We start from the raw sequence: 20,071 nt of genomic DNA on the forward strand, positions 1-20,071 counted from the left end.
CACCTCCTATGCTTCAACAAGTCCTTCATATATTAAGCATCTTACCTTGTGGCCATTTCCTAAATCCGTAGTCTTTGGTACTTGAATCTTACATAAATCTTTTGCCTTTGGACATCTCGGATGGAATGGACATCCAGATGGTAAATTTGTTGGGTCTGGCATTAAGCCTTTAATTGGGTTTAATCTCTCAACTTCTTCTTCTAAATTTGGAATTGATCCAAATAGACCTAAAGTATATGGATGCTTTGGATTTTCAAATAAATCTTCAAGTGAAGCTGATTCAACTATTTCGCCTGCATACATAATTGCAACCTTATCACAAACCTCAGCAACTACTCCTAAATCGTGAGTTATTAGTATCATAGCTGTGTTAAATTCTTCCTTCAATCTCTTCATCAAGTCTAAAACTTGTGCCTGAATTGTAACATCAAGTGCAGTTGTTGGTTCATCTGCAATTAAAAGCTGTGGATTACAAGCCAATGCAATAGCAATTACAACTCTTTGCTTCATACCACCTGAAAATTGATGTGGATAATCTGTATGTCTTGCACCAGGAATACCAACCAATTCTAACATCTTCTTAGCCTTTTCAATTGCCTCTTCATTACTTAATCCTTCGTGTATTTGTATAACTTCTGCAAGCTGTTCTCCTACTGTCATTACTGGATTTAGTGAAGTCATTGGGTCTTGGAAAATCATTGATATTTTATTTCCTCTAATCTTTCTCATTTCACCCTCAGGTAGCTTTAATAAATCATTACCTTCAAAATTTATTTCACCACTTAATATTTTACCTGGAGGATTTGGAACTAATCTCATAATTCCAAGTGCAGTAGTTGTTTTGCCTGCTCCCGTTTCTCCAACTAATCCTAAGGTCTCTCCCTTATTAAGCTCAATATCTATACCATTAACCGCCTTAACAACTCCATCATCAGTTATATAGTGAATTGTTAAATTTTTTATATCAAGAAGTTTTTCCTTCATATCTTACACTCCCTTCAGGTCCAATTTTTATTGCTTAAGCTTTGGATCAAGTGCATCTCTTAAACCATCCCCAAGTAGGTTTAGTGCTAAAATAGTTATCATAATAACAAGTCCAGGGAATGTTGTAACGTGCCAAGCATCTCTAAGGTAAGCTCTTCCACCTGCAAGCATTGATCCCCACTCTGGTGCTGGTGGTTGTATACCTAATCCTATAAAGCTAAGACCAGCCGTTGATAAAATTGCACCTGCAACCCCTAATGTGCCTTGAACTATAACAGGTGCTAAAGCATTTGGAATGATATGTCTTGTAATTATTATAAAATCATTAGCACCAATTGCTCTTGCAGCCTCAATAAACTCTTGATCTTTTATTGAAAGTACTGATGCTATAACTATTCTTGCATAGGATGGAACAGATGCAATCCCAATTGCAAGCATCAAGTTAAATAAGCTTGAACCTAAAGCTGAAACTATTGCTATTGCAAGTAATATACTTGGAACAGCAAGAAGTATATCCATAAATCTCATTATAAAGTTGTCCACTTTTCCCCCATAGTAAGCCGCTACTGCACCAAGTGAACCACCAATTAATATAGAAATACCAACTGCGACAATACCAACCTTTAGTGATACTCTTGCACCGTGTATTATTCTTGCAAAAATATCTCTACCAAATTCATCAGTTCCTAACCAGTGCTCTGCACTTGGTCCCTTCAATCTCATAGCAAGGTTTTGTTTAATCGCAACTTCTTCATAAGGTGCTATTACATCAGCAAATATAGCAAGTAAAATTAAAATAAGTAAAATACCTAATCCAGCCATAGCCATTTTATTTTTAGCCATTCTTCTTGCCACTTCTGCCCAAATACTTCTCTTTTTGTTTTCTTTACTTCAGCTGTTTGCATCTCAACTACGTTTGCCATTTTTAAGCCTCCTTTCACAAGTAGCTTACTTGTATTGTGATTTTATTCTTGGATCAACATATGCATAGAGTATATCAACTGCTAAATTTACAATACTAAATGTAACAGCAATAAAAACTACTGTAGCTTGAACCATTGGAGTATCCTTTTGCTTTATAGCATCAACAAGTAAACGTCCTATTCCCGGCCAAGAAAAAACTGTTTCTGTTAATACAGCACCACCTAAAAGAGCACCAAATTGTAAACCAACAACAGTTATAATTGGAATAAGTGCATTTTTAATGCGTGTTGTAAAATAACCTTCTTTTCTTCAACACCTTTTGCTCTTGCTGTTCTTATATAATCTTGTCTAATAACTTCAAGCATTGATGAACGAGTCATTCTTGCAATAACTGCAGCGGTACTTGTCCCAAGTGTTAATGCTGGTAGGACAAAGTGCTTGAAGCTGCCGTATCCCCTGATGGAAGCCATCCTAAAGTAACTGAGAATAAAAGTATAAACATTAAACCTTGCCAGAAGTTTGGCATAGAAACACCAAGAAGTGCCAAAATCATACTTACGCTATCAAATAGAGAGTATTGCTTAGTAGCAGAAATTATACCTACAGGAATACCTATTAATACTGCAAGCAAAACACCTACTGAAGCTAATTGCAATGTAGCTGGAAATCTTGCAAAAATTTCAGTAAACACTTCTCTTTTAGTTGTATATGATCTACCAAAATTACCCATTGCAGCATTTTTTATAAACCTACCATATTGAACTAAAAATGGATCATTTAATCCCATTTGTTCTCTTAGAGCTTTTACTGCAGATTCTGGAGCACTTTCACCTAATATCATTTGTGCTGGATCGCCAGGGGTCATATACATAATTGAGAATACAATAAAGGTTACCCCTAATATTACAGGGATAAGCATTAACAATCTACGTGTTATATATTTTCGCATATTTATCCTCCTTTGCTATAAAGTTAAGGTGCCAAAAAGGTTTTTATTTCTCAATAATAGAATATTTTTACTTATTGTTTAACAAACTAAAGTGAGACCAGATGGTCCCACTTTATAACTATATTATTTTAATTAATAGCTGATGTTATATAGCCTGTGGTGTCCAGCTGGATGTAGTCTGAAACCTTTTATAGCCTTTTGCATACCAACGTTTTGAGTTTGATAGTATAGATTTGCAACCGGTGCTTCATCTACAACTATTTCTTGTATTTCGTGATATAATTTTTCTCTTTCATTGCTATCGCTTGTAGCCTTTGCCTTATCTAATAGTTCATCAACCTTTGCATTTGCAAAGAAGGATCTATTTCCAGCACCACCCTTTTGTGAGCTGTGATATAGTGCATATAAACCATAGTCAGCGTCACCAGTTACAGTAACCCAACCTAAAATGAACATATCGTGTTCTCCTCTTCCTGTTCTATCAAGATAGCTACCCCATTCTAATGTTTCAATCTTTACATCAATACCAATTTCTTTTAATTGTGCTTGAACTATTTGTGCTATTTGTACTCTAACTGGGTTATCATTTGTCCAAATTGTTGTCTTAAATCCATTTTCTAATCCTGCTTGCTTTAAAAGTTCCTTTGCCTTTTCTTTATTATATTCATATGGCTTTATATTTGGATTGTGTCCAAATACCTTTGGCCCTATTGGTGCACCAGCCTTTTGTGCAGCACCATTTAGAACAGCTGTTATTATATCATCTCTATTTATTGCATAGTTAATAGCTTGTCTAACTTCTTTCTTGTTAAATGGTTCTTTGTTTGTGTTAAATCCAATGTATGCAACTGATAGTGATGGTTCTTCTACTAATGTTAGTTTATCATTATTCTTTACTCTTTCTTTATCTACTGGTTCAATATCGTATGCTATATCTATTTCACCAGTTTCAAGTCCTATTGTTCTTGTTGAACCTTCTGCAACGTTTCTGAATGTAATTTTCTTTATCTTTGGAGCTCCTTCAAAATATTCATTGAAGGCCTCAAGTTCAATCTTGTCACCTGACTGCCAAGCAACAAACTTAAATGGACCTGTTCCTACAGGTTTTTGACCATAATTTTCACCTGCTTCTTTAACCGCCTTTTCATTTAAGATTGATGCTGCAGTATGTGATAAATGAGCAAGAATTGGTGCAAATGGTTCCTTAAGAGTTATAACAACCTTATAATCTTCAGGAGCATCTACAGAAGCTATTGCTTCAACAATATGATTAACCTTGTCAGAAGCTAACATTCTTTCTAAAGTAAACTTAACATCACTGGCCTTTAATTCTTCACCATTATGGAACTTAACCCCTTTTCTTAAATTAAACACCCAAGTTTTTTCATCCTTTTGTTCCCAAGATTCAGCAAGTCCTGGTTGGATTTGCATATCTTCATTCATTACAACAAGTGTGTTATAAATTTGTTTCATTACTCTTGATGATGGCTGGTCATTTGTTGCGTGTGGATCTAACGATTTTGCATCAGCACCTTGTGCAACAATAATTGAATCTTTTCCGCCTTCTGCTGTATTTCCTCCTTTGCCACATCCAGTTAGGACAAAAACAAAGGAAAGCATTAGGGCTAAAACAGTTAAAAGTTTCTTGTTCTTTAACATTTTTTCTCCTCCCTTTAATATAGATTATTTAAATTTGGCCAGTGAATATTTTTTCTTACCTTATGTAATTAACTAAATTTTTAATTTAAATTTAAAATTCAGTTAATTCTGTATATTCTTATGATAAATAAAAGGTTATGAAATATCAATACTTTTTTATGTCAAATATTAAGTTGATGCATAATTCCTTGCAGATACTTGTTTTTGTGATTAGTTATTTTTTTAACTTGTTTTAATTAATTTGTAAATTTTACATTTTTGTAAATTTAATATAATTTTTTAATTAATATTCTTAAATTTAATTAATTATTAAACATTTCGTTACATTTTCTTGAATTATTCTTATCATTTTTACTTGATTTTTGCATTTTTTATTCTTTCTACTTCATTTTTTATACAATTAATGAATAATTTTATTTATTTCATATGTCATATATTGTAATATATTGAATAATTGTATCTAAATGTTAACTTAACAAATTGTCGAATATTAATACAAATAATAACCTGATTTTTTATAAAAAGGAGCACACAATGTGTGCTCTTAAATTATCTTTTCTTTAATTCTTCCTCAACCAACTTATTAACAAGCTGTGGATTTGCCTTACCCTTTGATGCCTTCATTACCTGACCTACAACAAATCCCATAGCCTTTGTCTTACCATTCTTATAATCCTCAACAGATTGAGGATTTTCATCAAGAACCTTATTTACTATCTCCCTTATTGCATTTTCATCGGAAATTTGAACCATTCCCTTTTCCTTAACTATCTTTTCAGGATCATCCCCTGTTTCAAACATATCCTTAAATACCTTCTTTGCTATTGTTCCTGTTATAGTTCCATTGTTAATTAGCTCAATAAGCTTTGCAAGATGCTTAGGTTCAACTTTTATTTCTTCAATACTCATTTCTCTATCATTTAATGTTCTTAATACTTCACCCATAATCCAATTACTTGCATCCTTCGGTGAAGCACCTTCTTTAACTGTCAGTTCAAAGAAGGCTGCCAGTGCCTTTGATGATGTAAGTATTGATGCGTCATATTCTGGTAACCCATATTCATTTATATACCTTGCTCTCTTTTTATCAGGAAGCTCTGGAAGTGTATCTTTAACCTTTTGTATCCATTCATCATCAACAACTAAATAAACCATATCTGGTTCTGGGAAGTATCTATAGTCGTGGGCCTCCTCTTTACTCCTCATAACTATAGTTTCTCCCTTTGCCTCATCCCACCTTCTTGTTTCCTGTACTATTTTTTCTCCTCTTTCTATTGCCTCTATCTGTCTTTTTATTTCATACTCTATAGCCTTTTCAACCGCCTTAAAGGAATTCATATTCTTAATTTCTGTCTTTACTCCAAATTCAGTAGAACCCTTAGGTCTTACTGAAACATTAGCATCACATCTTAGGGAGCCTTCCTCCATCTTACAGTCAGATACTTCTGTATATTGCAATATTGCCTTTAAATTTTCTAAGTACATCTTTGCCTCTTGAGCACTTCTCATATCTGGCTTTGAAACAATCTCAATAAGTGGTACTCCAGATCGGTTAAAATCAACGTAGGTTCCGTCTTCTCTATGTAATGCTTTTCCTGCATCCTCTTCTATATGTATTCTTTGAATTCCAATTCTCTTTACACCTTCGTCTGTTACTATTTCAACATATCCATTTTTACAAAGAGGAGTCTCATCCTGCGTTATTTGATAATTCTTAGGGCAGTCTGGATAAAAATAATTTTTTCTTGCCATATATGTTTCCTTGTTAATTTCACAATTTAAAGCAAGACCTGCCTTCATTGCATAAGTTACAACCTCTTTATTTAAAACAGGTAGGGCACCTGGAAGTCCCATACATACAGGACAACAGTGGGTATTTTGTTCTCCTCCAAATTCTGTTGTACAGCCACAGTAAATCTTTGTTTTTGTTGAAAGTTCGGCGTGAACTTCAAGTCCGATTATTGCTTCAAACTCCATTTTTACACCTCCCATTAAATGTTAGGTCTAACCTTTGAAAATTCTGTTTCTCTTTCAAAGGCGTGGCCTACCTTTATTAATGTTCCCTCATCAAAATAATTTCCAATAAGCTGCATACCAACTGGTAGACCTCCAACAAAACCTGCTGGAATTGAAATTGCTGGAACTCCTGCAATATTTATTGGAACTGTGTATATATCTGATAAATACATTTCAAGTGGATTGTTGGACTTCTCCCCTATCTTGAAGGCAACAGTTGGTGATGTTGGAGTAAGTATTACATCAACATCTTCAAAGGCCTTTTTATATTCATTTATAATTAATGTTCTAACCTTTAGTGCCTTTTTATAATATGCATCATAATAACCAGCAGAAAGTGCATATGTACCAAGCATAATTCTTCTTTTACTTCATCTCCAAATCCTTGGCTTCTTGATTTAACATAAAGATCTACAACATCTTCAAACTCATCTGCCCTATATCCATATCTTATACCGTCAAATCTTGCAAGGTTTGAACTTGCCTCTGAACTTGCAAGAATGTAGTAAACTGCAAGAGCGTATTTTGACATTGGAAGGCTTATTTCTTTAATTTCAGCTCCAAGCTTTTTATAAACTTCTATTGCGTTTTCTATTTGTTTTCTTACATTTTCATTTAACCCTTCTGCAAAGTATTCCTTTGGAATACCTATCTTTAGTCCCTTTATATCTTGATTTAAGTATTTTGTATAGTCTTCTGCCTCTCTTTTTGCACTTGTTGAATCCATTTCATCATAACCTGCAATTGCCTTAAGAACGTGAGCACAATCCTCAACATCCTTTGTAAAAGGTCCTATTTGATCAAGGGATGATGCAAAGGCAACAAGACCATATCTTGATATTCTTCCGTAGGTTGGTTTTAAACCTACAACTCCACATAAGGATGCAGGCTGTCTTATAGAACCACCTGTATCAGAACCTAATGTATAATAGGCTTCGCCTGCTGCAACTGCTGCTGCAGAACCACCCGATGAACCACCAGGAACCCTTTCTAAATCATAAGGATTTCTTACCTTTTTAAAGGCTGAGTTTTCTGAAGAAGAACCCATAGCAAACTCATCCATATTAAGCTTTCCTAATATAACAGCGTCATTTCGCTTTAAAAGCTTTGTAACGTGAGCATCATAGGGTGCTATGAAATTTTCAAGCATCCTTGAAGCACAGGTAGTCTTAAGTCCTTCAACACAGATATTATCCTTTATAGCCATTGGGATACCTGCAAGGAAAGATACATCTTCTCCCCTCTTTATCTTTTCATCTACTTCCTTGGCTTTATTTACTGCACCTTCTTCATCAACTTGAAGAAAGGCACCAACTTTATCATCTACCTTGCTGATTCTATCTAAAGCATTCTTTGTAAGCTCAACACAGCTTACCTCTCCTTTATTAATAAGTTCTCTTATCTCGTGAAGTGTTTTAGTATGCACCTTTATCCCTCCTATTCAATAACCTTTGGAACTTTAACAAATCCATCTTGAGAATCTGGTGCGTTCTTAAGTAGAGAATCTCTATTAAAGGAATCCTTAACTACATCCTCCCTTAATGCATTTTCTACTCTGTAGGCACCAATGCTGATTTCAACATCGTCTGTATCAACCTCTTTTAGCATTTCAACATAGTTTAAAATACCATTTAAATCCTCTGTAAACTTTTGTTTTTGTTCTTCTGTAAATTCAAGTCTTGCAAGCTTTGCAACATACTCTACATCACGAACAGTAACTGACATATAAACACCTTCCCTTCTTAATAAATTCCTAAAATCAAGAAAATTAATAGTATAAAAGCTAATACAAAGCTTATACAAAAATTATTTTTGTATAGCATACATCCCTGTTAAACTTACAATTTATTCCCCATAAAACAAGAGACAAAGTTAGGGAAATCTCAAGGGGTACAAAAGTTGAAAACTCACTTATATACACTATACCAAAGGAAACAATAATGGTAAATATTGAAATTATACTGGTAACAATAAAACTGACCCACATTATATAATCTAAAAATTTCATATCAATTCACCTTCATTTAACATTCTTTCAAAATCGTCCTCAGATATTATCTTTACTCCCAATTCCTTTGCTTTTTTAGCTTACTTCCTGCATCTTCCCCACATAATAAATAATTTGTCTTTTTAGATACACTCGAGGATACCTTACCTCCAAACTTTTCAATTAGTTCACTTGCCTCATTTCTTGTATATTTTGAAAGTGTTCCTGTTAAAACAAAGGTAAGACCATTAAATAAGTCGGACTTTTGTCCCTCGTCCTTTGAAGTAAAGTTTACATTTGCTGCTCTTAGCTTTTCTATAAGAGCTCTATTATGCTCTTCCCTAAAGAAGGCCTCTATACTTTTTGCCATTTTGTCTCCAACCTCTTCAACTTGAACTAATTGCTCATAGGTTGCCTTAATTAGTGCATCTATACTCTTAAACTCTTTTGCAAGATTCTTTGCAGTTTTACTTCCTACGTATCGTATTCCAAGTGCAAATATCAATTTGTCTATATCATTTTGCTTTGAGTTCTCTATTGCCTTAAGTAGATTTTCAGTTGACTTTTTACCCATTCTTTCAAGCTTAACAACATCATCAAACTGCAAATAATAAAGGTCTGCTGCATCTTTTATAAGTCCATTATCTATTAGCAGTGCAACAATCTGAGGCCCAAGTCCTTCAATGTTCATCGCATCCCTTGAAGCAAAATGAATAATACTTCTTTTATTTGTGCAGGACAAGACATATTTGTACACCTAAGTGCAACTTCTCCTTCTTCCCTAACAACATCTCCACCACATTCTGGGCATTTTGATGGCATTTTAAACTCTACTTCGTCTCCATCTCTATCCTCAAAAACAACCTCTACAACCTCAGGTATTATATCTCCTGCCTTTTGAATTATTACACTGTCCCCAATCTTAATATCCTTTTGTCTAATATAGTCTTCATTATGTAAAGTAGCCCTTGATACTGTTGAACCCGCTATTCTAACTGGCTCTAAAATTGCAGTTGGAGTTATCGCACCTGTTCTACCTACTTGAACAATTATATCAACAAGCTTTGTTTTCTTTTTCTCTGCAGGATACTTGTATGCAACTGCCCATCTTGGTGCCTTTGCTGTCTGACCTAATTTCTCTCTATCCTTTAAGTCATTTACTTTTATAACAATTCCATCAATGTCAAAGGGCAGTTCACCTCTTGTTTCTCCAAGCTCCTTTATAACTTCTATTACCTCATCAACATTTTTACAAATAATTCTTTTGGACTTACCTTGAACCCTAACTCCTTTAAAAATTCAAGAGCTTCTGAGTGTTTTTCAAATTCTTTTCCTTCTATTCTCTGTATGTTAAATATAAATATATCCAGTTTTCTTTCTGCTGTGACCTTTGAATCAAGCTGTCTTATTGAACCTGCAGCTGCATTTCTTGGATTTGCAAACAATGGTTCCTCCAACTCTTCCCTCTGTGCATTGAGTTTTAAAAATGCATCCCTCGGCATATAAATTTCTCCTCTTACCTCAAGTACATTTGGGTAATCTATCTTTAGAGGAACACTCTTTATTGTTCTAACATTCGCCGTAACATCCTCACCAACAACACCATCACCACGAGTTGCAGCAGTTTTTAGTTGACCATTTTCATAGCTTAAACAGACAGATAGTCCATCTATTTTAAGTTCAACTACATACTCTACCTCAGAAATCTCACTTCTTACCCTTCTATCCCAGTCCTTTAATTCTTCAAAACTAAAAACATCCTGAAGGCTAAGCATAGGTACACTGTGTCTTACCTCCTTAAACTCCTTTAAAGGAGCTCCACCAACCCTTTGGGTTGGGGAATTTTCATCAAAGTATTCAGGATGCTGTTTTTCTAACTTCTCCAATTCCTTCATAAGCTTATCATATTCTGCATCAGAAATCTCAGGGTCATCTAAAACATAGTATCTGTGATTATGATATTCAATTAACCTTCTTAATTCCTCTATTCTTTTCTTTACATCCTCCATAAAATCACCTCATTATATTTTTCAAGGGGTGCAGTAGATGCAAGTAAGCTTTTAACTCCAGCTTTATCAAATTCAACAGTAATCATTTTATCAGCCGCTATTTCCTTAACTGCTACAACCTTTCCAACACCAAATATTTTATGTTTAACAAGCATTCCAACATCATAGTTTGAAGGCTTATTTAAAGTAGGCTTTTGAATAACTGGTGTTGTATTTATTTTGTTTACTGTAGATATTGTCTTGCTTGGTGTCCTGTAATCATCATAGCTGTAAACTCTATTAAAACTCATTCGCTTTGGAGATATATCATCTATTAAGTGCTCTGGTATCTCCTCAATAAAACTTGATACACTATTAAACATTGTCCTTCCATACATCATCCTTTGCTGTGCACAGGTTAAATAAAGCTTCTTTTTAGCTCTTGTTATTCCAACGTAGCATAGTCTTCTTTCCTCTTCAAGCTCATCCTCATCTTCCTTTGCTGAAAAGTGTGGGAATATTCCCTCCTCCATTGCAGCTATAAATACAACATTAAATTCAAGTCCCTTTGCAGTATGAAGAGTCATTAACGTTACAGCATCTGCATTTTCAATTTGGTCTTGGTCTGATACCAGTGCAATTCTTTCTAAAAACGCTGCTAAGCTTTTATCTTCATTTTGTTCTTCAAATTCCACAGCTGCTGATTTAAATTCGTTTAAGTTTTCTATCCTATCTTGACTCTCCTTTGTATTATCCTCTATAAGTTCCTTTATATAACCTGTTGTATCAAGTATTTCTGATATAAGATTAGATACTGTCATTCTTTCTTTACTTATCATAAAGTAATTCATCTGGCTTATAAACTTCTCTATTGCATTGGCAGCACGTTTAGTAATTCCATCTATTCTATCTATCTCAAGAAGGGCTGAATATAAGCTTATATCCCTGCTATTTGCGTATTCCTTTACCTTATCAATAGTTGCCTGTCCTATACCCCTTCTTGGCACATTTATGATTCTCTCAAGGCTTATATTATCTAAAGGATTGTTTATAACTCTAAGGTATGCTAATATATCCCTTATTTCTTTTCTGTCATAGAACTTCAGTCCTCCTACAACCCTATAGGGTATAGATGACGTAACAAAGGCTTCTTCTAAAATACGTGACATTGCGTTTGTTCTGTATAATATAGCAAAATCTGATAGGCTATGCCCCTCTGCAATTAGCCTTTTTATTTCTTTTACAATAAATAAAGCTTCATCTTCACCATTTTCTGCTTTATAAAATCTTATGTTTTCACCTAATTCATTTTGAGTCCAAAGCCTTTTTGCTTTCTTTTTCATTGTTTTGAATTACATAGTTTGCAGCATCCAGTATCTTTTTGTGCATCTGTAGTTTTGCTCAAGTTTAATTATTTTTACATCAGGATAATCCTTTTCAAAATCTAATATGTTTCTTATATCAGCTCGCCTCCAACTGTAAATGCACTGGTCATCATCCCCTACGACGCAAAGGTTTCTGTGCTCTTTTGCAAGTATGTTTACAAATTCATATTGAGCCCTATTTGTATCCTGATATTCATCAACTAAAATATATCTAAACTTCCTTCTATAATAACTTAAAACGTCTTGATTCTCCTTAAACAGTTTAACTGTAAGCATTATTATATCATCAAAATCAAGGGCATTACTCTTTTTAGCTTTCTTTGATACATTCTATATATGTTTGCAAGGTTTCTGGTTTTAAAATCCATACCATATCTACCATAGTAGGTTTCTGCATCCATAAGTTCATCCTTTAAAGAACCTATTTTAGATAAAACATCCTTTGGAGGCATCACCTTTTCATCTATATTAAGCTCACTTAAGCATTCCTTTATTACCTTTTCTTGATCCTGTGTATCATATATAACAAAGTCCCTGTTATATCCTAACTTTTCTATATCCTGTCTTAAGATTCTAACACAGGCTGAATGGAAGGTACTTATCCATATATTCCTTGCCTCATCGCCTACAATTTGAATTATTCTCTCCTTCATCTCCTGTGCAGCCTTATTTGTAAATGTTATTGCCAATATGTTGCCTGGATATACTCCCTTCTCAATTAAATTTGCTATCCTATATGTTAAAACCCTCGTTTTACCACTACCTGCACCTGCAAGTATTAAAAGAGGTCCCTCTAAAGTTTCAACAGCCTCTCTCTGCTCCTTGTTTAAAACACTTAAATCCAACATACCTCTTTATTCCTCCTAATAAGACTTCAATATTATAGATTATACCATTATTTTTAAATTGCTTCCACTTAACATAAATAAAGGGCAGCATTTGCTACCCTCTATTTTTGCTTCATCTTTTCAAACACAATTTTATAGCCATCTTGTCCATAATTTAAGCTTCTGTTTACCCTACTTATAGTTGCTGTGCTTGCCCCAGTTGTCTCTGCTATATCTATATATGTTTTTCTTTCAAGAAGCATTTTAGCAACCTGAAGCCTTTGTGCCATTGCCTGAAGCTCATTTATTGTACAAAGGTCTTCAAAAATCTATAACACTCCTCAAGGGTCTCAAGGTTTAAAATTGCACTAAATAGATAGTCCATCTCTTCACTTTTTAATTTTGATGTATATTCCCTCACACATATCACCTCGTATACTTTATTAAACTAAATTATACCATAAAAAAGAGGGAAAATCTCCCTCTACTTTTTACTGCATTATACAAAAGTTCAACCTCAGCCTCTGTAAGTTCTCTGCTTTCACCAAGTTCTAAGCTTTCATCTAATTTAAGGGGACCCATTTCAATTCTTTTTAAATATATTACCTTTTTCCAACCGCTTCAAACATTCTTTTTACTTGATGATATTTCCCTCATATATAACAAGTTCTATTTCTGATATTTCATCGGATTTTAATATTGTAAGTTCAGCTGGCATAGTTTTATAGCCATCATCTAAAACTACACCTTTTTTAAACTTTTCAACATCATCATCTGTAACTACACCCTGAACCCTTGCGTAATATTTTTAGGAACGTGTCGTTTTGGTGATAGCAGTAGATGATTTAATTCGCCGTCATTTGTTAATATCAAAAGTCCCTCCGTATCTTTGTCTAACCTCCCAACTGGACTTGGCATAAATATTCTAAACTCATCTGGAAGTATATCTACAACAGTTCTCATCATAATCATCCTCTGTTGCACTAATTACCCCTTGAGGCTTGTTTAACATAACATAGATATATTTTTTATACTGAAGAATTTCTCCATCCACCTCAATTACGTCCTTCTCAGGGTCAATATGCATTGAAAAATCCTTAACTAATTTTCCATTTACTGATACGACTCCAGACCTAACTAATAATTTAACCTCTTTTCTTGTTCCATAACCCATATTTGCAAGAATCTTATCCAATCTCTCTTTAGACATTTTAAACCTCCACGCCTTTTCTTTGAAGTATTAGTGATATAAAGAGGTTTGCCACAACAACCTTAGGCATAAAAACAGAGAGCAGCCTTCTAAATCTTTTTATATCGTCATTTTGCTTCATACCTGGATAGAAGGAAAGTAAAAACTTTGCCTCCATAAAAACCTTCTTCATTTCTCTGTCAAATTCTATTTCATTTCTACTTAATATTAACTTTTTAAGCCCTGAAATATACTCATTAAAATCACTGCTTGTCTTTATTTCATTATAGGTATTATATATTGTGTCTATAAGTTCATCTAACTCATATATTCTTTTTCTATTAATTCCAAGCTGTTCTGCTGTTATTTCCGCCATAGCTAATATTACACTATCTGCTGTAAAATTGGAAGGGGTATATTGCTGAATAACCCTTAAAATTTTGTCTATTATCATTTTATTGTTTTTATTTGTCCTTCCCCATTCAAGTCCTAAAAATCTATACAGGTTTTTAAAATCTTCAGTATCTAGTTTTCCAATATAGCTACTTCCTATTCCTTCATTATTATTATTTTTTATATAATATTTATAACCTACAACCTTTTTAAAGGCCTTTAGTGTATCTAAATATCCAATCTCTATGTTACTTTTTGATTTTTCGCTATCAAAATTAAGAGTCCTGCCTAAATCCTCTGAATTTTTAATTTTAATTATATTGCAATCCTTATATTTAACTCTTTGTGTTATCCCTATTCCCGAAACATCAACTACAATTATATCCTTTATACCTTTTTTCTCATCATAGAAACAGGAATATTGTTGTATACTCCTCCATCGATGAACTTTTTATTATCTATTTCGTGGGGTTTAAAAGCTGGAAAACAGGCACTGGCAAGTAAATAATCCTTTAACTTCCCATAGGGTATTTCATCTTTAAATACTTCAACAGGTTTTAAATCAGACAAAGAAAAAGTAACAAGCCCAAAGTCAACATCTGAACTTCTTATTTTATCTTCATCAACAACCTCATCTATTAACATTTTAAGGGGTGTTACGTCTAATCCTCCTGACTTTATCGCTGCCTTAATGTTTTTTATTTTATTTGTTATTTTATTTTCACCCTCTTGGGACGTTGCTATCTCTCCTTCTAATCTAATAACCGTATCCATAGTAATACTTGTCCATATTTCAAGTGCCCTTTCAAACTCATTCTGCACAATCAATGCTCCATTTAAAGCCCCAACCGAAGTTCCACAAACAGCACATATCGGAATATTAAGCTCCCTTAGTGCCTTCCAAACTCCAATTTCATATCCCCTTTGGCACCTCCACCACCTAAAACCAAACCATAAGCCATATAACCACCCCTTATAGTTTCTTGTATTGTTCGTAATTTTTTAGCACCTTATTTACATAGTTTCTTGTTTCTGCTGGCATCTTGCTTATCTCTTCTACTGTATCTACTTCTAACCTTTTCATTCTACCTATTCCACCATTATAGGCAGCAAGGGCTAATGCCTTATTTCCTGAAAAGCTATTTAAAAGGTTTCTTAGATATCTTGTTCCCCTTCAAGATTTTCTAATGCATCATAAGGATTAACCCCTAAAGATTTTGCAGTGCTTGGCATAAGCTGCATAAGTCCTATTGCTCCTGCCCTTGAAACTGCATTTTGATTAAATCCCGACTCCTGCTTTATAACTGCCTTTATAAGTTCTTCTTCTACTCCATATTTTCTTGATACTTCCTTTATAGCCTCCTCTAAATCCTTTGGAGCATCCTTAATTGTATTTTTTATACTATTTAAAACATCAGTTGAATTTCCATTGTTATTTTTATAAGGTTGTCCATTTAAAAGACTTTGAGAATCTATCATTTTATCTAATATAGCACCAAACAACATTCCTGTCTGTTCATTATTTGAAGCATACGCATTTTGCAATAAATATACAGCCAGCATTTGTACTATTTGTTCGGTCTTCAATGCTATCACTCCTTTGTAAATATTATATCATATTATTTTGAGTTAATATAAAAATATTTTTACATTTTTATGTATATTTTTCCTTTTTCTTAATGCATAGATTAATGATATTATCCTAATAATAATATAAAAATACATTTAGAGGTGATATAATGAAGATCGAATCAAACGGTAAATATCCTATAATTGAACATACAAATAATGCACTACTTTGGCCTGAAACAATAAAGGGAGGAATTGATTTAGTTGACACATATGAAATATCCTCTGTTCCAAAGGACCCAGACACTCCTATGGAAAACATTGACGTTTTAAGAAATAAGGGTATATTACCATAAAAAATAACCACTTGGATTAATCCAAGTGGTTATTTTTACACAAATATCATAACAAGTAAATGTGCCACTATACCTGCAACAAGACCACCTATTGTATGGGAAAGAATAGCTTTATTTGTAAGCTGTCTACTTTCTAATGCATCCATCATAGCAACGTGAGTTGAAAGATATCCACTCCAGCACATCCCCATAGCAGTAAATACGGCTATTTCATTAGCTCCAATAAGTCCCTGTTGTAAAAACTTTGGAACAAGACCTATTGCAGCACCAACAGCACCAAGTGCTGTTATTGGAAAGGCTATTGCCTCTGGAGACTTAAATCCTAAAAGTGGCTTTAATATGAAATTTATTTTACTTCCAAGCCAAGGAAGTACAGGCACACCTTCATAGGCAGCACCGGTATAAACTCCTACCTTTGGTGCATTGGTTAGCATCATTACAAGAGTACATATAACAATAACACCAGGTATAATAGATAATCCCATTTCAACACCAGTTTTACCACCATCTAATATTGCCTCAAGACCTCTTTGAAATAAACTTCCACTTCTTATCTCCCTATATTGGGTTAAATCTACTCCCTCTTCTCCTTCATATGCCATCTTTTCAGTTCCATACTCCTTTTAGTAAAATACATCATTATTCTAACGCTTACAATACTTCCAACTACAGCACCTATGTTTCCTATTAATGCTGGTAAAAGAAACTTTCACCCTTTGGTGCTTGGGCTATCATAAAGGTTGTAACTATAAGCCCCATTCCAAAGGCTGTACCTAAATTAGTTAAGGCAGGTATTTGATATTTTTTAAAATATCTTGTAAACCCCTTATCCTTAGCTAAAGTAATTATCGCTGGGTTATCTGAAAGATAAGTAGTTATAACTCCAATGCTTGCAGCCCCTGGCATATCATAAAGAGGCTTCATTAAAGGCGACAAAATCTTGTTAATTAACGCTACAACTCCAAACTCAGTTAAAAGTGCTCCAAAGGCACCAGCTAATACTGCTATTGCCATAATAAAAAGACTGTGTTGAGCAATAGGTCGTGAGCTGTTTTCATCATCGTACTAAACATATTAGCAAGTCCCATTACTCTTGCTAAAAAGTAAAACAAACTGCTAAAATTCCAAGAAAGATAAAAGCTTCTGCATTGATTGCTTTAACATACTTCTTTTGCACAATATCACTCCTTGCCATCAGTATTTTGTTACCCCCTAAGTTTACAGAATTATTTTAACATATACCTTAGTGTTTTAGTAGTAGTATTTTATATATTACAAACTCTTCATAATTCTACATTTTACATAAAAAGGTGCTTAAACTTAAGCACCTTTAATTTTCATTAACCTCAATATTGACTGCAGATATATTTTCACCTACATTAGTAGCTTCTCCCTTTACAAACCTATACACAAACAAAAACCCTAATATAATTACAATTGTACTAAGTATCCCTGCCTCTGGTCCAAAGGCTCCACCTGTTATAAAATTATCCTTCAAATTAGAAACTTTGATTATTCCATTTGGACTTTGGCCACTTACTGGAAGCCCAAAAACATTATCTTGAAAATAGTTCCAAGTTAGATGGTACCCTATTGCCATCATAAGATTATTTGTTTTTAAAGTCATATACGCAAATAATGCTCCTACTAAAAAATATTAAAAATACCAAACCAACGTAAATTTGGATTAAATACGTGAAGAAGTGCAAATATTAGTGATGACACAACAACAGCAAACTTTTCTGAATTAAACTCCTTAAGTGCGTATAGGCAATAGCCTCTGCTAAACAATTCTTCATTAAGTGCAACAAAAGTAAATATAATAAGTCCTGTAAAGGTGTAGGTTGAGAAGTTTAAACCCTTTTCTATAGTAACATTCCCTGTTATGCTAAATACAGCAAATATAAAGGTCATTGAAACAGCACCTAATAATAATCCTATTAACAAGTCCTTCATACTACGTCTATTAAACTTTAATCCAATATCCCTAAATTTCTTTTATCAATAGCATTAACTATAATAAATACTGCTAAAATTACTGCAATCATCGAAGATACTTTAATAATAAAGCTCATTACAGGGTTTTCTGTTATGAATAAAACAACTTGATCCCTTACTAATTCTCTCCCTTCAAGTGCAGTTTTAAAACCTAATACAGCTCCTCCTATCATTCCTAAAAAGGCACTAAAAATAGTTTGAAAAATTAAACTTAATAAAAGGACTAATGCAATCCTCCATCCAGATCTTATTTTTCCCGTATCATTCTTAAATACTCTCATATATACACTCTCCTTTTTGTTATTTATTGCTAATTCTATATTATTTTCTTATTTTAGTCAAAAAAATTAGTTTAATAAATTTTAAAAATTAGTTTAATTAAAAATCTTAATAAATTTAATTAATAAATTATTGCCCTGTCTTGTTACTCTATGGTAAACTATTTTAAGAAAATTATGTAAAAGGGGAACAAAATGAAAAAGTATATCGCAATAATATTAATCATCATAATAGCTGTTTTAAATCTTGTTGGATGTAATTTTAAATCCAGTAAAACAGAAACAAAAAAGAACTTATAAGGAGACCGGAATGGGTTGAAAATTCAGTAATTTATGAAGTAAATGTTAGACAATATACAAAGGAAGGAAACTTTAAAGCCTTTAGAGAACATCTTCCAAGACTTAAGGAAATGGGTGTTGACGTTTTATGGTTTATGCCTATATATCCTATTTCAGAAAAAATAGAAAGGGTACCTTAGGCTCCTACTACTCAATAAAGGATTATAAGGCAGTAAACCCTGAGTTTGGTACAATTGAAGAGTTCAAAGAATTAGTTGATGAGTGCCACAAAATGGGATTTAAAGTTATATTAGACTGGGTAGCAAACCATACAGGTTGGGATCACGTTTGGATTAAAAACAAAGATTGGTATTTAACTGATAGTAATGGAAACATTGTTCATCCGCCTGGAACAGACTGGACAGATGTTGCACAGCTAAATTATAAAAATCAAGATATGAGAAATGCAATGATTGATGCAATGGTATTTTGGGTAAAAGAGGTTGGTGTTGATGGATATAGATGCGACGTTGCAGGAAGAGTTCCTGTTGATTTTTGGGAAAAAGCAAGGGAAGAACTTGAAAAGATAAAGCCTGTATATATGCTTGCAGAGGATGAAGGAAACAGAGAATACTTAAGTAAAGCCTTCAACAGCAACTACAACTGGAGGCTTATGCACCTTATGGAGAGTATTGCAAATGGAAAATCTGATGCCTTTGGGATAAAAAGATATTATGAAAACTTTGATAGACTTTATCCAAATTCAAGTTACCCAATGAACTTTATCACAAATCACGATGAAAACTCTTGGAGTGGAACTGAATTTGAAAGATTAAAGGATGCTGTTGATGTAATGTCAGTATTAACCTTTACACTTCCTGGAATACCACTTATATATTCGGGACAAGAGGCTGCGTTAAATAAGCGACTTGAGTTTTTGAGAAGGACGAAATAGATTGGGGAAACTTTCCTAAACAGGACTTTTACAAAGGCTTAATAAGGTTAAAGAAGGAAAACAAAGCCCTATTCAATGGTGAGCACGGAGGAAATATTAAATTTATTAATGTAAAAAATGATAATGTTCTTGTCTTCTTGCGTGAAAAGGAAGATAATAGAGTCTTAGTTTTTGCAAACCTTTCAGATAAGGAGGTTAATTTAGAAGTACCTCTTGACGGATATGCAGGAAAATACAAAGACTTCTATAGTAATGAGACAGTAAAGTTAATGAAAAATCAAACAGTTAAGCTTTCTGCTTGGGGTTATGTGATATATGTAAAATAGGGGTAAAAA

The 20,071-nt window shown here is 33.6% G+C and carries 14 protein-coding genes and 7 pseudogenes; 3 read left to right on the plus strand and 18 right to left on the minus strand.

The genetic code is table 11. From position 1 onward, the window contains the following. Positions 1–6: 6 nt before the first annotated feature. The 14 genes and pseudogenes from PL321_RS01620 to PL321_RS01685 form a co-directional block, all read right to left on the minus strand. Positions 7–984 (minus strand): ABC transporter ATP-binding protein, encoded by a 978-nt coding sequence (locus tag PL321_RS01620; protein ID WP_273963239.1) that lies wholly within the window; start codon positions 982–984, stop codon positions 7–9. Positions 985–1,011: 27 nt separating this feature from the next. Beyond that, entirely contained in the window at positions 1,012–1,827 is an 816-nt protein-coding gene (locus PL321_RS01625) for an ABC transporter permease (protein WP_273963240.1), read from the minus strand. 105 nt (positions 1,828–1,932) lie between these two features. Continuing rightward, positions 1,933–2,857 (minus strand): annotated as a pseudogene (gene nikB, locus PL321_RS01630) (nickel ABC transporter permease). A 132-nt stretch (positions 2,858–2,989) separates the two neighbouring features. Then, on the minus strand, positions 2,990–4,516 hold the full coding sequence (locus PL321_RS01635; RefSeq protein WP_273963241.1) for a glutathione ABC transporter substrate-binding protein: 1,527 nt from the start codon (positions 4,514–4,516) through the stop codon (positions 2,990–2,992). Positions 4,517–5,065: 549 nt separating this feature from the next. Beyond that, positions 5,066–6,508 carry an Asp-tRNA(Asn)/Glu-tRNA(Gln) amidotransferase subunit GatB gene (gatB, locus tag PL321_RS01640; RefSeq protein ID WP_337960919.1) on the minus strand — a complete coding sequence of 481 codons (1,443 nt, stop codon included), beginning with the start codon at positions 6,506–6,508 and terminating at the stop codon, positions 5,066–5,068. Beyond that, a pseudogene (gene gatA / locus PL321_RS01645) lies at positions 6,508–7,964 on the minus strand (Asp-tRNA(Asn)/Glu-tRNA(Gln) amidotransferase subunit GatA). The gene gatB and the pseudogene gatA overlap by 1 nt, the downstream one beginning before the upstream one ends. Before the next feature lie 5 nt (positions 7,965–7,969). Beyond that, entirely contained in the window at positions 7,970–8,257 is a 288-nt protein-coding gene (gene gatC / locus PL321_RS01650) for an Asp-tRNA(Asn)/Glu-tRNA(Gln) amidotransferase subunit GatC (protein WP_273963243.1), read from the minus strand. A 279-nt stretch (positions 8,258–8,536) separates the two neighbouring features. Further along, positions 8,537–10,528, minus strand: a pseudogene (ligA, locus tag PL321_RS01655) (NAD-dependent DNA ligase LigA). Continuing rightward, positions 10,516–12,740 (minus strand): annotated as a pseudogene (gene pcrA / locus PL321_RS01660) (DNA helicase PcrA). The pseudogenes ligA and pcrA overlap by 13 nt, the downstream one beginning before the upstream one ends. Before the next feature lie 101 nt (positions 12,741–12,841). Further along, positions 12,842–13,140, minus strand: a pseudogene (locus tag PL321_RS01665) (YerC/YecD family TrpR-related protein). Between the two features lie 32 nt (positions 13,141–13,172). After that, a pseudogene (locus tag PL321_RS01670) lies at positions 13,173–13,929 on the minus strand (pseudouridine synthase). A gap of 1 nt (position 13,930) precedes the next feature. Further along, positions 13,931–14,362 (minus strand): hypothetical protein, encoded by a 432-nt coding sequence (locus PL321_RS01675; RefSeq protein WP_273963244.1) that lies wholly within the window; start codon positions 14,360–14,362, stop codon positions 13,931–13,933. 326 nt (positions 14,363–14,688) lie between these two features. Then, on the minus strand, positions 14,689–15,300 hold the full coding sequence (locus tag PL321_RS01680; RefSeq protein WP_337961028.1) for a patatin-like phospholipase family protein: 612 nt from the start codon (positions 15,298–15,300) through the stop codon (positions 14,689–14,691). A 156-nt stretch (positions 15,301–15,456) separates the two neighbouring features. Further along, a complete protein-coding gene (locus tag PL321_RS01685) occupies positions 15,457–15,888 on the minus strand; it encodes a lytic transglycosylase domain-containing protein (RefSeq protein WP_273963245.1) in 432 nt (143 codons plus the stop codon). A 152-nt stretch (positions 15,889–16,040) separates the two neighbouring features. Here PL321_RS01685 and PL321_RS01690 point away from each other — a divergent pair, with 152 nt between their 5' ends. Further along, complete coding sequence (locus PL321_RS01690; RefSeq protein ID WP_273963246.1) at positions 16,041–16,226, plus strand: hypothetical protein; 186 nt, start codon at positions 16,041–16,043, stop codon at positions 16,224–16,226. A 35-nt stretch (positions 16,227–16,261) separates the two neighbouring features. Here PL321_RS01690 and PL321_RS01695 read toward each other — a convergent pair. The 4 genes and pseudogenes from PL321_RS01695 to PL321_RS01710 form a co-directional block, all read right to left on the minus strand. Next, positions 16,262–17,421 (minus strand): annotated as a pseudogene (locus tag PL321_RS01695) (CD0519/CD1768 family membrane protein). A gap of 135 nt (positions 17,422–17,556) precedes the next feature. Continuing rightward, complete coding sequence (locus tag PL321_RS01700; protein WP_273963247.1) at positions 17,557–17,853, minus strand: hypothetical protein; 297 nt, start codon at positions 17,851–17,853, stop codon at positions 17,557–17,559. Between the two features lie 20 nt (positions 17,854–17,873). After that, on the minus strand, positions 17,874–18,182 hold the full coding sequence (locus PL321_RS01705; RefSeq protein WP_273963248.1) for a CPBP family intramembrane glutamic endopeptidase: 309 nt from the start codon (positions 18,180–18,182) through the stop codon (positions 17,874–17,876). Positions 18,183–18,199: 17 nt separating this feature from the next. Then, positions 18,200–18,505: a hypothetical protein gene (locus tag PL321_RS01710; RefSeq protein WP_273963249.1), complete on the minus strand. Its 306-nt coding sequence runs from the start codon at positions 18,503–18,505 to the stop codon at positions 18,200–18,202. 424 nt (positions 18,506–18,929) lie between these two features. Between PL321_RS01710 and PL321_RS01715 the strand changes: the two genes are divergently transcribed. Further along, positions 18,930–19,736, plus strand: coding sequence for an alpha-amylase family glycosyl hydrolase (locus tag PL321_RS01715; protein WP_273963250.1), 807 nt, complete (start codon positions 18,930–18,932; stop codon positions 19,734–19,736). Next, positions 19,733–20,062: an alpha-glucosidase C-terminal domain-containing protein gene (locus PL321_RS01720; protein ID WP_443110718.1), complete on the plus strand. Its 330-nt coding sequence runs from the start codon at positions 19,733–19,735 to the stop codon at positions 20,060–20,062. The genes PL321_RS01715 and PL321_RS01720 overlap by 4 nt, the downstream gene beginning before the upstream one ends. Positions 20,063–20,071 lie beyond the last annotated feature (9 nt).

Origin of the sequence: Caloramator sp. mosi_1 (genome assembly GCF_028622835.1) — a bacterium.
Classification (GTDB): Bacteria; Bacillota; Clostridia; order Clostridiales; family Caloramatoraceae; genus Thermobrachium.

Bases quoted from the DNA above. Each gene is read 5' to 3' on its own strand.
- PL321_RS01620 (WP_273963239.1), bottom strand. From the start codon at position 984: ATGAAGGAAAAACTTCTTGATATAAAAAATTTAACAATTCACTATATA.
- PL321_RS01625 (WP_273963240.1), bottom strand. From the start codon at position 1,827: ATGGCTAAAAATAAAATGGCTATGGCTGGATTAGGTATTTTACTTATT.
- PL321_RS01635 (WP_273963241.1), bottom strand. From the start codon at position 4,516: ATGTTAAAGAACAAGAAACTTTTAACTGTTTTAGCCCTAATGCTTTCC.
- gatB (WP_337960919.1), bottom strand. From the start codon at position 6,508: ATGGGAGGTGTAAAAATGGAGTTTGAAGCAATAATCGGACTTGAAGTT.
- gatC (WP_273963243.1), bottom strand. From the start codon at position 8,257: ATGTCAGTTACTGTTCGTGATGTAGAGTATGTTGCAAAGCTTGCAAGA.
- PL321_RS01675 (WP_273963244.1), bottom strand. From the start codon at position 14,362: ATGATAATAGACAAAATTTTAAGGGTTATTCAGCAATATACCCCTTCC.
- PL321_RS01690 (WP_273963246.1), top strand. From the start codon at position 16,041: ATGAAGATCGAATCAAACGGTAAATATCCTATAATTGAACATACAAAT.
- PL321_RS01700 (WP_273963247.1), bottom strand. From the start codon at position 17,853: ATGACTTTAAAAACAAATAATCTTATGATGGCAATAGGGTACCATCTA.
- PL321_RS01705 (WP_273963248.1), bottom strand. From the start codon at position 18,182: ATGAAGGACTTGTTAATAGGATTATTATTAGGTGCTGTTTCAATGACC.
- PL321_RS01710 (WP_273963249.1), bottom strand. From the start codon at position 18,505: ATGAGAGTATTTAAGAATGATACGGGAAAAATAAGATCTGGATGGAGG.
- PL321_RS01715 (WP_273963250.1), top strand. From the start codon at position 18,930: ATGGTTTATGCCTATATATCCTATTTCAGAAAAAATAGAAAGGGTACC.